Source organism: Pseudomonas salmasensis (genome assembly GCF_014268375.2).
GTDB classification, from domain to species: Bacteria; Pseudomonadota; Gammaproteobacteria; order Pseudomonadales; family Pseudomonadaceae; genus Aquipseudomonas; species Aquipseudomonas salmasensis.
Genome location: NZ_CP077083.1, coordinates 1377560 through 1390192, shown reverse-complemented (window position 1 = coordinate 1390192; position 12633 = coordinate 1377560). Strand labels below are relative to the sequence as shown.

The 12633-nt window shown below is 58.6% G+C and carries 16 protein-coding genes and 1 tRNA gene; 7 read left to right on the top strand and 10 right to left on the bottom strand.

What is annotated here, in order from left to right:
- Positions 1–33 precede the first annotated feature (33 nt).
- Positions 34–1317, bottom strand: coding sequence for an NAD(P)/FAD-dependent oxidoreductase (locus HU731_RS05925; RefSeq protein WP_056785797.1), 1284 nt, complete (start codon positions 1315–1317; stop codon positions 34–36).
- A 184-nt stretch (positions 1318–1501) separates the two neighbouring features.
- On the opposite strand from HU731_RS05925, the gene HU731_RS05920 reads away from it, so the two are divergent.
- The 5 genes from HU731_RS05920 to HU731_RS05895 all read left to right on the top strand — a co-directional run bounded on the left by HU731_RS05920 (position 1502) and on the right by HU731_RS05895 (position 5104).
- Positions 1502–1578 (top strand) — tRNA-Val (locus HU731_RS05920).
- Positions 1579–2203: 625 nt separating this feature from the next.
- Positions 2204–2920 (top strand): DUF969 domain-containing protein, encoded by a 717-nt coding sequence (locus HU731_RS05910; protein ID WP_032896171.1) that lies wholly within the window; start codon positions 2204–2206, stop codon positions 2918–2920.
- Positions 2917–3867 carry a DUF979 domain-containing protein gene (locus HU731_RS05905; protein ID WP_056785791.1) on the top strand — a complete coding sequence of 317 codons (951 nt, stop codon included), beginning with the start codon at positions 2917–2919 and terminating at the stop codon, positions 3865–3867. Before HU731_RS05910 ends, HU731_RS05905 begins: the two co-directional genes overlap by 4 nt.
- A gap of 7 nt (positions 3868–3874) precedes the next feature.
- A complete protein-coding gene (gene pcp, locus HU731_RS05900; protein WP_186607645.1) occupies positions 3875–4504 on the top strand; it encodes a pyroglutamyl-peptidase I in 630 nt (209 codons plus the stop codon).
- A gap of 63 nt (positions 4505–4567) precedes the next feature.
- Positions 4568–5104: an anti-virulence regulator CigR family protein gene (locus HU731_RS05895; RefSeq protein WP_186607646.1), complete on the top strand. Its 537-nt coding sequence runs from the start codon at positions 4568–4570 to the stop codon at positions 5102–5104.
- Positions 5105–5116: 12 nt separating this feature from the next.
- Here HU731_RS05895 and HU731_RS05890 read toward each other — a convergent pair whose 3' ends face one another.
- The 3 genes from HU731_RS05890 to HU731_RS05880 are packed head-to-tail and all read right to left on the bottom strand — an operon-like array spanning position 5117 to position 7488.
- Positions 5117–6517: a heavy metal sensor histidine kinase gene (locus HU731_RS05890; protein WP_186607647.1), complete on the bottom strand. Its 1401-nt coding sequence runs from the start codon at positions 6515–6517 to the stop codon at positions 5117–5119.
- Positions 6514–7185, bottom strand: a complete 672-nt coding sequence (locus tag HU731_RS05885) for a heavy metal response regulator transcription factor (RefSeq protein ID WP_044275184.1) — start codon at positions 7183–7185, stop codon at positions 6514–6516. The genes HU731_RS05890 and HU731_RS05885 overlap by 4 nt, the downstream gene beginning before the upstream one ends.
- A gap of 42 nt (positions 7186–7227) precedes the next feature.
- Positions 7228–7488 carry a DUF2790 domain-containing protein gene (locus HU731_RS05880; RefSeq protein ID WP_186607648.1) on the bottom strand — a complete coding sequence of 87 codons (261 nt, stop codon included), beginning with the start codon at positions 7486–7488 and terminating at the stop codon, positions 7228–7230.
- Positions 7489–7670: 182 nt separating this feature from the next.
- Between HU731_RS05880 and HU731_RS05875 the strand changes: the two genes are divergently transcribed.
- Positions 7671–8375 carry an HAD family hydrolase gene (locus HU731_RS05875; protein WP_186607649.1) on the top strand — a complete coding sequence of 235 codons (705 nt, stop codon included), beginning with the start codon at positions 7671–7673 and terminating at the stop codon, positions 8373–8375.
- On the opposite strand, the gene HU731_RS05870 is transcribed toward HU731_RS05875, so the two are convergent.
- From HU731_RS05870 to csrA, 3 genes are all read right to left on the bottom strand, one after another.
- Positions 8337–8633 carry a hypothetical protein gene (locus HU731_RS05870; protein ID WP_186607650.1) on the bottom strand — a complete coding sequence of 99 codons (297 nt, stop codon included), beginning with the start codon at positions 8631–8633 and terminating at the stop codon, positions 8337–8339. The two genes, HU731_RS05875 and HU731_RS05870, sit on opposite strands and share 39 nt — an antisense overlap.
- 93 nt (positions 8634–8726) lie before the next feature.
- Positions 8727–8987, bottom strand: coding sequence for a hypothetical protein (locus tag HU731_RS05865; protein ID WP_186607651.1), 261 nt, complete (start codon positions 8985–8987; stop codon positions 8727–8729).
- 210 nt (positions 8988–9197) lie between these two features.
- Positions 9198–9392 carry a carbon storage regulator CsrA gene (csrA, locus tag HU731_RS05860; RefSeq protein WP_003192511.1) on the bottom strand — a complete coding sequence of 65 codons (195 nt, stop codon included), beginning with the start codon at positions 9390–9392 and terminating at the stop codon, positions 9198–9200.
- 263 nt (positions 9393–9655) lie between these two features.
- On the opposite strand from csrA, the gene HU731_RS05855 reads away from it, so the two are divergent.
- Entirely contained in the window at positions 9656–10021 is a 366-nt protein-coding gene (locus HU731_RS05855) for an SPOR domain-containing protein (protein WP_186607729.1), read from the top strand.
- Positions 10022–10052: 31 nt separating this feature from the next.
- Here HU731_RS05855 and HU731_RS05850 read toward each other — a convergent pair whose 3' ends face one another.
- The 3 genes from HU731_RS05850 to HU731_RS05840 form a co-directional block, all read right to left on the bottom strand.
- Positions 10053–10748 (bottom strand): endonuclease, encoded by a 696-nt coding sequence (locus HU731_RS05850; RefSeq protein WP_094773837.1) that lies wholly within the window; start codon positions 10746–10748, stop codon positions 10053–10055.
- A gap of 4 nt (positions 10749–10752) precedes the next feature.
- Entirely contained in the window at positions 10753–11004 is a 252-nt protein-coding gene (locus HU731_RS05845) for a DUF1654 domain-containing protein (RefSeq protein ID WP_032896197.1), read from the bottom strand.
- A 242-nt stretch (positions 11005–11246) separates the two neighbouring features.
- Complete coding sequence (locus HU731_RS05840) at positions 11247–12335, bottom strand: asparaginase (protein WP_032896200.1); 1089 nt, start codon at positions 12333–12335, stop codon at positions 11247–11249.
- Positions 12336–12633: the final 298 nt, after the last annotated feature.

Genomic DNA, 12633 nt, shown 5'->3' with positions numbered 1-12633 from the left:
AGTTTTTCGCGAGCAAGCTCGCTCCTACAGTGGTTACATCCCGAATTTATCCCGCAACCCGTAGTACCAAGCCCCCAACGCCGCAAACGGCGTGCGCAACATCTGCCCACCCGGGAACGGGTAATGCGGCAAGCCCGCAAACGCATCAAAACGCTCAGCCTGACCCCGCAACGCCTCCGCCAGTACTTTGCCTGCCAGGTGCGTGTAGGTCACGCCATGGCCGCTACAGCCCTGGGAGTAATAGATGTTGTCACCCAGGCGGCCAACCTGCGGCAGACGCGACAGGGTCAGTAGGAAATTGCCGGTCCAGGCGTAGTCGATCTTCACGTCCTTGAGTTGCGGAAATGCCTTGAGCATTTTCGGCCGAATGATCGCTTCGATATTCGCCGGGTCTCGTGCGCCATACACCACGCCGCCGCCGAAGATCAGGCGCTTGTCGCTGGTGAGGCGGTAGTAGTCGAGCAGGTAGTTGCAGTCCTCGACACAATAATCCTGGGGCAACAGCGTCTTGGCCACTTCATCGCCCAGTGGCGCCGTGGTGATCACTTGGGTACCGCACGGCATCGACTTGGCCGCCAGCTCCGGCACCAGGTTGCCCAGGTAAGCGTTGCCCGCGACGATAATGAACTTGGCCCTGACCCTGCCTTCGGCGGTGTGTACCACAGGGTTGGCGCCGCGCTCGATGCGCACTGCTGCCGATTGCTCATAGATCGTGCCGCCCAGGGATTCCACCGCCGCCGCTTCACCGAGCGCCAGGTTGAGCGGGTGTATATGGCCGCCGCTCATGTCCAGCAGGCCGCCCACATAGTTGTCACAGGCCACCACTTCGCGGATGCGGCGCTCGTCCAACAACTCCAGTTGCGTATGGCCGTAGCGCTCCCACAGGCGCTTCTGCGACTCCAAGTGGCCCATGTGCTTGCTGTTAAGGGCGGCGAACACGCCGCCGTCCTTCAAGTCGCACTGGATCTGGTACTTGGCCACGCGCTCACGGATGATCCTGCCGCCTTCAAACGCCATCTGCCCCAACAACTGCGCCTGCTGAGGCCCGACACTGCGCTCGATCACATCGATATCGCGGCTGTAACTGTTGACGATCTGCCCACCGTTGCGACCCGAAGCACCAAAACCGACCTTGGCGGCTTCCAGCACCGTGACGCGAAAGCCGTTCTCCAACAAAAACAGCGCACTGGAGAGCCCGGTATAGCCGGCCCCGATCACACACACATCGGTCTCGACTTCACCTTGCAACACAGGACGGGGCGCAACTGCATTCGCAGAAGCGGCGTAATACGACTGGGGGTAGGGGGTGTTCGCCATCCTGGAACCTCTGTTTTATATTTTTTACGAGTGCGCCGATCCTACCTGAGTTGAAAATTGCCTGCCAGCCACCCAGAAATCACGGGTGGACCCGGCGCAAATAAAAAATTCGCATATTCATAGGGTTAGCTGCAAAAAAGATGTTGACACCCCTTCGGAATTCCGTAGAATGCCGCCTCACAGCAGGCACGTAGCTCAGTTGGTTAGAGCACCACCTTGACATGGTGGGGGTCGTTGGTTCGAGTCCAATCGCGCCTACCAAACAAAATCCGCTCTGCTGGGCGGTCTAGAAGGGCTCACCGAAAGGTGGGCCCTTTTTTGTTGCCTGAAATTTTGGCGCAGCAAAGCCAGGACGCCTGGCGGCGTCCTTTCAGGGCTTGAAAGTCCAATCAGGCGAACAGCGTCGCCACCGCCAGCAGGCAAATTACCTGGGCGAACAGTTGGCAGCGTATCTCGCCAAGCGTGGTCGCCATATTACTCAGTTGTCCGGCATACATAGCGGGAACCCCTCATTGTCGGCATGACGCCGTGAATGAACTACAAGTACACACAGCTGCATCGTGGAGTATAGGTGCTGATCAGGAATTTTCACTTCCGACGCCATAGCGAGCTCACCCACGCAATTTGTCCAAAAAAACTGGGTTCAATTCCTTCCAGGCACCGTACCGCACAGTGTCATCCCCCCACAAAAATTATTGGTTTGCAGCAACAATTTTTCTTGTTGGACACCCCCGGCCCCAGGCAGCAAAGTTGCCGCCACTGACGCTCGACCTTTCAGGTCAACAATAAAAAACCGAGCCGACTGCACGCCACTTTCAAGCTGTGAGCCCTTTGCCCACATCCTGCTGTAATGGCGCCGCAGCGCGCACTAAAGGACCTCCCCGCCATGCAAACTGTTGTGAACTTATGGCCGTTGATCGGCGTACTTGTCATCGTGGTCGGCTTTGTATTGCGCTTCAATCCGCTGTTGGTGGTCACCGCCGCCGCCATCGCCACCGGGCTTGCCGCCCAGTTCCCGCTGGAAAAAATTCTCGCCACCATGGGTGATGGCTTCCTTCAGACCCGTGCCCTGCAACTGATTCTATTATTGCCGCTGGCGGTGATTGGCCTGCTGGAGCGCCATGGCCTGCGTCTGCATGCGCAGAACTGGATCGCACGCTTTGAACGCGCCACGGTCGGCCGCTTGTTGATCATTTATTTGTTTGTGCGTGAGTCCACGGCGGCCATGGGGTTGACCAGCCTGGGTGGGCATCCGCAGATGGTGCGGCCGCTGCTGGCGCCGATGGCCGAGGGCGCAGCGGAAAAACGCTATGGCAAGCTGCCGGACAAGCTGCGTCACAAGGTACTGGCCATGTGCGCTGCCACCGACAATGTCGGGTTGTTTTTTGGTGAGGACATCTTCGTGGCCTTTGGTGCGATTGCGTTGATGCACACCTTCCTGCTCGGCTCGGGGATTGATGTGGAGCCGCTGCACATTGCGGTGTGGGGCATCCCGACGGCGATCTGCGCCTTTATCATTCACGCGATCCGGTTGCATCGTTTCGACCGGCGCCTGACCCGCGAAATGAGTTCGGCCACCACCCCGGTGGAGGCCGCTCAATGATTATTTCCATTCAATACCTGTACTGGCTGGCGGGCGTGCTGTTGCTGATCACCGCGGGCATGATCCTGCTCGACCGTTCCCACCCCAAACGTTGGTCGAGTGCGCTGTTCTGGTTGTTGTTCGCCGTGCCGTTCCTTATAGGCGAGCGCCTGCCTTCGGTGGTCATCGGGGTGGGTGTGGTGGTGATGGCGTTGATTGCGGGCTTGGGCGGCGTAGGTCGTGGCCAGCACGCCGAGTTGCACGATAAGGCGTCCCGAGCCAGTGCCGGGCGCCTGGGCCATAAATTGTTCATCCCGGCGTTGGCGATTCCGCTGACCACGGTGATTGGTTCGGTGTTGCTTAAACACACCGAAATCGGCGGTGTACCGCTGCTGGATCCGAAGAACACCACCTTTGTCTCCCTCGGCATCGGTTGCCTGATCGCCCTTGGCCTGGCCTGCTGGCTGACCCGTGATACGCCGGTACAGGCGTTGCGCGAATCCCGGCGCCTGACCGAAGCCCTGGGCTGGGCCATGGTGCTCCCGCAAATGCTGGCGATGCTCGGGCTGTTGTTTAATGAGGCCGGGGTGGGTACGGCGGTCGCTCATGTCACCACCACTTACATCAACCTGGACTACAAATTGGTGGCGGTGATGGTCTATGTGTTGGGCATGGCCTTGTTTACCGTGATTATGGGCAATGGTTTTGCGGCCTTTCCGGTAATGACCGGTGGTGTCGGCGTGCCGGTGCTGGTGGGGATTTACGGCGGCAACCCTGCGGTGATGGCGGCCATTGGTATGTTCTCGGGCTATTGCGGTACGTTGATGACGCCGATGGCGGCCAACTTCAATATCGTACCGGCGGCGCTACTGGAGCTGCCGGACAAAAATGCAGTGATCAAGGCCCAGATACCCACGGCGCTGATGATGCTGGTGGTCAATATCGTGCTGCTTTACCTGTTGATGTGAGGTCATTGTGCAAAGCGTATTACTGACGGGCTTCGAGCCCTTTGATAAGGCGGCGGTAAACCCCTCTTGGGAGGCCGTGCGCCAGTTGGACGGTGTGCCGTTGAGCGAGGGCGTGACGATGGTTGCGCGCTGCTTGCCCTGCGCATTTGCCTCCGCTGCCGAGACCTTGCTGCAGGTGATCAACGAACTGCAGCCGGCAATGGTCATCGCCACAGGCTTGGGGCATGGGCGCAGTGATATTTCCATCGAGCGCGTTGCGATCAACGTTAACGATGCGCGTATTCCCGACAACCTGGGCGCGCAGCCGATTGATACCGCGGTGGTGGCGGGCGGCCCGGCGGCGTACTTCTCGACGTTGCCGATCAAGGGCATGGTCAAGGCGGTGCGTGACGCGGGCATTGCGGCTTCGGTGTCGCAGACGGCGGGGACGTTTGTGTGTAACCAAGTGTTTTACCGCTTGCAGCATGCGCTGGCGGGGACTGGGGTGCGCAGTGGGTTTATTCATGTGCCTGGCTTGCCTGAGTCGGGCGAGCCTTCGATGGCGTTATCGACGACCGTGGAAGGGTTGCGTGTGGCGGCGTTGGCCGCCTGGCAAACCCAGGCGGATGTCGTCCTTGCCGGTGGCCAGATCAGCTGACGCTGTACGCGGTGTTGCGATTTCAACTACAGTTCAAGTACATCATTGCCTTGGAAAGTCGCCATGTTAAAGCGTACGAAGTTCGTGTCGGTTGCGTTGTCGCTTGCACTGTCCGTGACCAGTGGCCTTGCCCTTGCCGATCCAGGCAATGGCAAAGGCCAGGGTAACAATAAAGGTGATGTCTACGGAGGGCAGGGCAAAGGTCAAGGCAATAACAAGGGTGATGCCTATGGTGGGCAGGACAAGGGTAAAGGCCAGGGTAATAACAAAGGTAATGCCCAGGGTGGGCAAGGCAAGGGCAAAGGCAACGACGGGCCAGCCAATAATAACTTCAGTGTTGATCGCGGCTTGGTGGTGAATGTGTTGGGCGGCCACCGCGATTATTGGCGCCCTGGCCCGGCCTTGCCGCCTGGCATTCAGAAAAACCTGGCACGCGGCAAGCCCCTGCCGCCGGGTATTGCCAAGAAACTCGATGACCGCTTGCTGGGGCAGTTGCCTCACTACAATGGTTACGAGTGGCAGCAAGCGGGAACCGATTTGATATTGGTGGCTATTGCGACCGGCATCATTTACGAAGTGCTCAACGGTGTTCTTGATTGAGTTGCAGCGCCCTCAGGCTTCACGGCCAGGGAAAAACAACTCAAAACAGGTCACGCCATCTTCACTGCTGACGCGGTACCGCCCGTTATGCAACTGCATGATGGTCGCCACGATCGAGAGTCCCAGTCCGTTGGACTGGGATGACCGCTCGCGAGATTCATCCACCCGGTAAAACCGTTCGAATAGCCGTGGCAGGTGCTCGGCCGGGATCGTCTGGCCGTGGTTACTGACCCTCAGGTTGATACCCGCGCCATCCGACACTGCCTGGATACTCAGTTCCGAGCCCGGCGCGCCATATTTGATGGCGTTGGCGCACAGGTTGGCCAAGGCACGGCGCAGCAACATCGGTTCAGCCCAGATCACCCCTTCACCCAGGGCGGTGATGTGCATGTCCACATCACCGGCCAGCCCTTCGAAGTAATCCGCGATACGTTCCACTTCATCCGCCGCGTCCAGTGCCTGGCGTTGGCGCAGTGCGCTGGCGGGGTCGGTGCGGGCCAGGAACAGCATGTTGTCGAGCATCCGCGCCAGGCGCTCCAGCTCTTCGACATTGGAGGCCAGCAGTTGCTGGTAGCTCTCGATGCTGCGCTGCTGTTGCAGGGCCACCTGGGTTTCGCCGAGCAGGTTGTTGATGGGCGTGCGCAGTTCGTGGGCCATGTCGGTGGACACTTGGCCCAGTTGTACAAAGCCTTTGGCCAGGCGTTCAAGCATGGTGTTGAACGAGTCGATCATGGGCAGCAATTCTTTCGGTGCACCGTGGCTGTCGAGCCGTTCGGCCAGGTTGCTGACGCCGATCCCTTGGGCATGCCGGGCCAGGCGGCGCAACGGCAACAAGCCACGATGGACCAGCAAGTAACCCACCAGCGCCAGGATAATCGCGGCGATACTCGCCAGGATGTATACGCTAAGTCGATAACTGGCGAGCACCGCGGTGCGCTCGGTCATCAGGCGGCCGCTGGTGATTTGCAGGCTGCCCAGGTCGCCGGAGTCGATAGCCACGGCCACCATCGAGAAGGGAATACCGTTCAGGCCTGGTAAATGTTGCACGTCGTTCAACATGAGCCGGTGATCCTTGGGCAGCGGCTGGATCGACGGCAGCTCAATGTTCCCCGGGTTCACCAGTAGCAGCGGCTGCTGGCCGGGTGCGGCGATACTCAGCACCGATTCGCGGTTGCCCAACATGTTCTGGAACAGCTCTGGCTTGGTCTTGATCAGGTCCAGGGTATTGCTGTCGTTGAGCAGGTTGCGCAATTGATCCACGCGAGATATCAGTGCGGCGTCATCGCGGCGGACCAGTTCGCGCTCAAGCTCCCGGTACAGCGCCACGCCCAGGGTTGCCAGCAGGGCGAAGGCGAGCAGGGCGAAGATCAACGCCAGGCGCAGGGTCAGGGAGTAAGGGGGCTGGCGGTTCATGGTTGGGTATCGAAGCGGTAGCCAATGCCCCGCACGCTGTGAATCAGCTTGAGCTGGAACGGGTCGTCTATTTTCAGGCGCAGGCGGCGTACGGCGACATCCACCACATTGGTGTCGCTGTCGAAGTTCATGTCCCACACCCGCGATGCAATCAGCGAACGGGACAGCACCTGGTCCTGGTGCGTCGCAAACAAATGCAGCAGGGCGAATTCTTTGTTGGTCAGGGTGATGCGCGTGCCGGCGCGGGTCACTCGGCGTTTGAGTACGTCAATGTGCAGGTCGGCGATTTGCAGGTGTTCTTCATCCCGGCTCGGGCCGCGACGGTTGAGGGTGCGCAGGCGCGCCACCAGTTCGGCGAACGAAAAGGGCTTGATCAGGTAGTCGTCGGCACCCAGCTCAAGGCCTTTGATGCGGTCGGCGATGTCATCGCGGGCGGTGAGGAACAACACCGGGGTATCGGCTTCTTTGCGCAGGCGGCGCAGCACTTCCCAGCCATCCATTTTCGGCATCATCACGTCCAGTACGATCACGTCGAACGGCGTCTCCAGGGCCTGGTGCAAACCGTCCACGCCATCGCGGGCCAGGCTCACGCAATGCCCCAGCTCCTGCAGGCCATTGAGCAGATAATTGCCGGCCTTGGGTTCGTCTTCGACTACAAGGATGTTCATGGGAAGTGCTCTGCTTCAATAAGTTGCGCCAGTGTAGCCCGATCAATTGTCATTGGTGCAACCGGTGCCCTGGACTTGGTAATCCAGCACATGTTCGCGGTCTTGGTGGTCCAGGTAGCGCAGTTGCGCTGGCACAATCCCGCATTGGCCGTAGGTGTCGGTGCTCGAGAGCACCTTGGCGACATCCAGATGGACGAAGAAGCCGGTTTTGTCATGGATCACGTTGGCAGCAGGGGCGGCGTCGGCAGCGAATACCGAGCCAGTGACGAGTAAAGCGGCGAAGCCTAAGGCGAACAGTTTCATGGTGGTCTCACGTTCCGGGTTGGTAGTGAGTTCACGGTAACCAGGCGACCCCAACAGCCAACCAACAGGATGATGACAAGTTCGTCATTTTTGCCTTGGCGCTGACGGGCCAGGTCTCGGCGTTTACAAGCGACGAGGTGATCCGTAGATTGCAGGGGCCCAGCCCATGAGGAAACCGCGCAGTGTCCAGTCCAAATCCAAGTGTATTTACCCGCCGTTACCGCGCCTTCCTGTTCGATATGGACGGGACCCTGCTCAACTCCATTGCCGCTGCGGAGCGTGTCTGGGGTATCTGGGCTGCTCGGCATGGCTTGGATGTGGAAGCGTTTCTGCACACCATTCATGGTGCCCGCGCGATTGATACGATCACCCGCCAGGCATTGCCGGGTGTCGATCCACAGATAGAAGCCGAGTGGATCACCGAAGCTGAACTGCGCGATGTCGAAGGCGTCGTGGCTGTTCCTGGCGCGGTGGCGTTTTTGGCGAGCCTGCCCGCCGATCAATGGGCGTTGGTCACCTCTGCGCCCAAAGCCTTGGCCGTGCGCCGACTGCAAGCGGCGGGTATCCCCGTGCCGGCGGTACTGGTGACAGCCGAAGATGTGAAGACGGGCAAGCCCGATCCGGCTTGTTATGTGCTGGGAGCCCAGCGCCTGGGTGTGCCGGTGCAAGATTGCCTGGTGTTCGAGGACGCCACAGTGGGCATTCAGGCTGGGGAAGCGGCGGGGGCGGATATCATGGTGGTGACCTCGACACACTTGGCGCCGATGGTGACTGCCCATGCTTGTATCGAGGAATACGGTGCGTTGAAAGCCCTGCGTGGGGCTGATGGCTTGCTGTCCTTGAGTCTGTCACCGGTCTCGGCCTTCCATGCAGTCGATGGGATCTGACAATGCCTGCAACCGGCTGTTTTTCATCCGTTGGCGTGACACCACCATTTCCCTGAGTATCTCGGTGGCGAGTCGGTTGATGGCTTCTGTACCGTGATAGTGCGCACGCACGATGCCGGTAACCGCGAAGTGATCGGTCCCTGGGCCGCTGAGAACGGCTGATAGGGTACCGTCGGCATGCAGTGTGCACTCAACGGTATAGCTGGGCAGGCGCGCTGCCAGTGCCGATTCGATTTGGGTTTTGCTGAGGGTGTCCATCTGTCTCTGCCCCTTTGACTGACTGCGCAAGCCCAATGATAGGTGGTGTGGCGGCGCTGTAAATACCGGTGATCCGATAACAGGCAACAGCGCTCAGCGTGGGGCTTTCTCGTGGGTGCGATGGGCGGCGCGCTGGCGCAACTTGCGCAAGATCACCTTCTGGATAGGCTTGAGGCAGAACACAAGCAGGTAGCCGCAGAGCAGAAGCGCCAGATCCACCCAGGAATGGGTGTCGGGGTCGGCCCCCTCAACTTCCATTCTCAACCCACACCCGAGTGCCACAAAGACCAGCCCTATCAGCAGGGCAATCATCCACGATCTTGAAACAAGGGGTTGCGACGCGGCTGGCCTCATCGACGTGTTCCTGAAATGCACTCGGATGGCAGGATAAAGTGTCAGAAATTGGGCTGCCAATAGCGCGACAAGTTCCGGATACCCTGACAGTTTCATCTTGCAGCGAAGGGGAGGCTCAAGGCGCGCTGGTCACGCGAGGAAGCGCGAGCAGGCCAATTGGGTTTTCGCCAGCCGTTACAGTGAACGAAAAGGCTGGCTACTGGAGGCGTTTCAAGGCGTCTGGTTTTTGTCGGGTGCAGTCAGGCCGGCCTGGATACGCTGGTAAATCTCCTCGCGATGCACGGCAACATCCTTAGGCGCGTTGATGCCGATTCGTACTTGCTGGCCGCTAACGCCCAGGATGGTGATCGTAATGTCATCACCGATGTTTATGCTTTCACCGACTTTGCGGGTGAGTATAAGCATGGACTTCTCCTTGAATTACTTTTAAGGACACATGTTTCAGACAGGGCAGGTGTCGGATGTGTGTAGCTTACTGCGAAGCGCTTCCCTGTGACTGCCTCTTTTAGGACGCATAGAGGCGACATTAATTCCCATGGCGGTATCATACAGGTCGCGATACATGATTCGCATTGTTTAAGCCAACGTTTATGACGGCCAGAATAGACAGTGAATGGTAAAGTTGCCTCTTTGATCCTCAAAGGAGCAGGGCAGTGCGTAAAGTAGCGATGGCAATTGTGGTGTTGGCGTTGGCCGGATGCGGTGAAGGTAAATCGGTCGATGCCCCCAAGGCCAAGCCTGCCGTGACCGAAAGCCTGCCGCAAGCCGGTGCGATTGCCGCTCAGGAATGGGATATACGGGTCGGCCCGCCGGACCACAAGCTGCAGGCGATCACCGACTTGACCGCCTGGTTGCTGGAACACGGTTTCAATTTCTATATCGTGAAAGTCGACGGCAAGGATGAGGTGCTGTTGGGGCCGTTTGCGACCAAGGCGCAGGCAGAAGCCAAGCAGGCGCTGCTGAACGAAAAAATGGCGCGGGCCAAGAAAACCGACACCGTGTCGGAGATTATCCAGCACAACGCCGCGCAGTAGCAGGCGAAGTGGGCGGGCACCCCGCCCACGTTCAGCCGCAGGCCTTCAGGTTGACCGGGCCGACAAACTCATTACCACGCCCCATCACGCAAGCCACGGTCTGGTTGCGCTGGCGCTCCCAGGTTTGCACCGGATAAGTCTTGTTCCAGGCTTCATACAATTGCCGGTCCTGCTTCGACAGGCGCAGGCCGTATTGCTTGCTCATATAAAAATACGTGCGTGCGATCATTCCGCGGATGGATGGGCGCGGCATGACCTTCTTTGCCTTGAAGTCCACCTGGGTCAGGCATGAGCCGTACTGCCCGCTTTGCACTGGCAGCCAGCCAAAGCTGAAGTTGTTACGGTCCCCATTCACTTCGCCGATGCTCGGCACCAGGTTATGCAGGTCTGCCTCGGCGCGCTTGAACACCTCATCATGACGCGTGCAGTTTTTTCGCCCGCCGTTTTGCCAGCATTGACGCAGATGCCCGATTTGCCAGGCCGGCACGATGTGTTCCCACTCAATGCGCGCGGCGCGGTTGGCGTTTTTACGCGGTATGTAACCGCAGGCTTTCAGGTTCACCCGGTTACCGGTGTATTTGCAGCCGCAATAGAATTCGGTGGATTGCGGCGCGTAGAGCTTCCAGGCGATTTTCTTGGCTTCGCTGAAGGTTCGAGGGGCCTGGGCGTTGGCGGTGACGGTGACGGTGAAAAACAGACAGCACACAGCAATAAAACGGGCACTCATTGAATCAATCTTCCTTCGGCACAACCCAGAAAATCTGCACGCCACCGTCATCTCTATAGGCGAGGGTGACGTTGTCGTTTTCCGCAATCTCTTCCAGTAAACGTTGCCAATCGTTCTCCGGCTCATCGGGTAAACGGAAGATCAACGCTGCCTTGGCTTTCTGCGCGTTGGTCGAATTGATGATTTTTTGCACGCGAATGGCCAGTCGCTGATAGGCGTCAGGCGCTGCAGGTGCTGCGGAAGAGGGCTTTGCCACAGAGCATTCCTTAATTGGCTGTACGCACATACAGTATTTAACTGTAGGCAATTTCGCAACTGCTTAAATTTCAAGAAGTTCGTCTGACAGCGAATCAGGAAGTTTGTTGAGAAGGGAGGGCAGCAATGGTAGGAGCGAGCTTGCTCGCGAAGAACGTAACGATAACGCGTAAAGCCTGACTTAACGCGGCGCTATCAAGTTTTTCGCGAGCAAGCTCGCTCCTACGGGTGAGTCAGCAGGGATCAGTACTCCCAGAAGATCCGTTGCAGTTCCTTGCTGTCCTGGGTCTTGGTCAGGGCGACCATGGCCAGGATGCGGGCTTTCTGCGGGTTCAGGTCAAGGGCGGCGACCCAGTCGTATTTGTCGTCTGGCTGTTCGGCGTTACGCAGAACCATGCCACCGGCGTTGACGTGGGAAGAGCGAATGATCTGCACGCCTTGTTTACGCAATTCCACCAGCGCTGGAACGACCTTGGACGATACCGACCCGTTGCCGGTGCCGGCGTGAATGATCGCTTTGGCGCCCGCTTGGGCCAGTGCCTTGTAGGCGGTGTCGCTCACGTTGCCGTAGCCGTAGGCAATTTCAACGTCAGGCAGGCTTTTGATGGTCTTGATGTCGAACTCAGAATCCATGGTGTGACGCTTGGCCGGCAGGCGGAACCAGTAGGATTTGCCCTCGACGACCATGCCCATTGGGCCCCACGGGCTCTTGAAGGCCTCGGTCTTGATGTTGATCATCTTGCTGACGTCGCGACCCGATTGGATCTCGTCGTTCATGGTCACCAGCACGCCTTTGCCGCGGGCTTCCTTGCTACCTGCGACCGCAACCGCGTTGTACAGGTTGAGCATGCCGTCGGCCGACATCGCGGTGCCTGGGCGCATGGAGCCGACCACCACGATAGGCTTGTCGGTTTTTTCCACGAGGTTCAGGAAGTAGGCGGTTTCTTCAAGCGTATCGGTACCGTGGGTGATCACGATGCCATCCACGTCCTTGTTGTCGGCCAGTTCGGCGACACGACGACCCAGTTGCAGCAGGTTTTCGTTGTTGATGCTTTCCGACGCAATTTGCATCACTTGTTCGCCGCGAACATTGGCGATCTGGCTAAGCTCAGGAACGCCGGCGATCAGTTGTTCGATGCCGACTTTGGCCGCTTGGTAGGTGGCACTGTTGGCCGCACTGGCGCCGGCGCCAGCGATGGTACCGCCGGTGGCGAGGATGACCACGTTGGACAGTTTGGTCTTGCTTTCAACTTCCTTTGCCTGGGCGGCAACGGGGAACAGCAGCAGAAGGGCCAATGCGCCCGGAATAACGTTCTTCAATGCAGATTTCATTATTTTTCTCTCTGGTTTTTGATGAGTGCTGTAGCAGGTTCATCTAGAACACCCGGGCGGTTCTGAACGCCGCGAGGTGCTGAGAAAGAGCAGGATTTGTACCAGGCTGAGCATGTTGGGTTTTTTAAATTAACTTATTGATTTAAAACAACTTAAAGTGAGGTTTCGGTTTGATGGGGCGGGGCGCTGTCCGGCTTTCCGAACGAGAAGGGCTGTGGTGTTCGGTTGTCCGAAAGCCTTCACGATTTGTTCGGGCGCCCTGCGTGATCATTCGCCACCCAGCCTGTCGTTTCAGAGA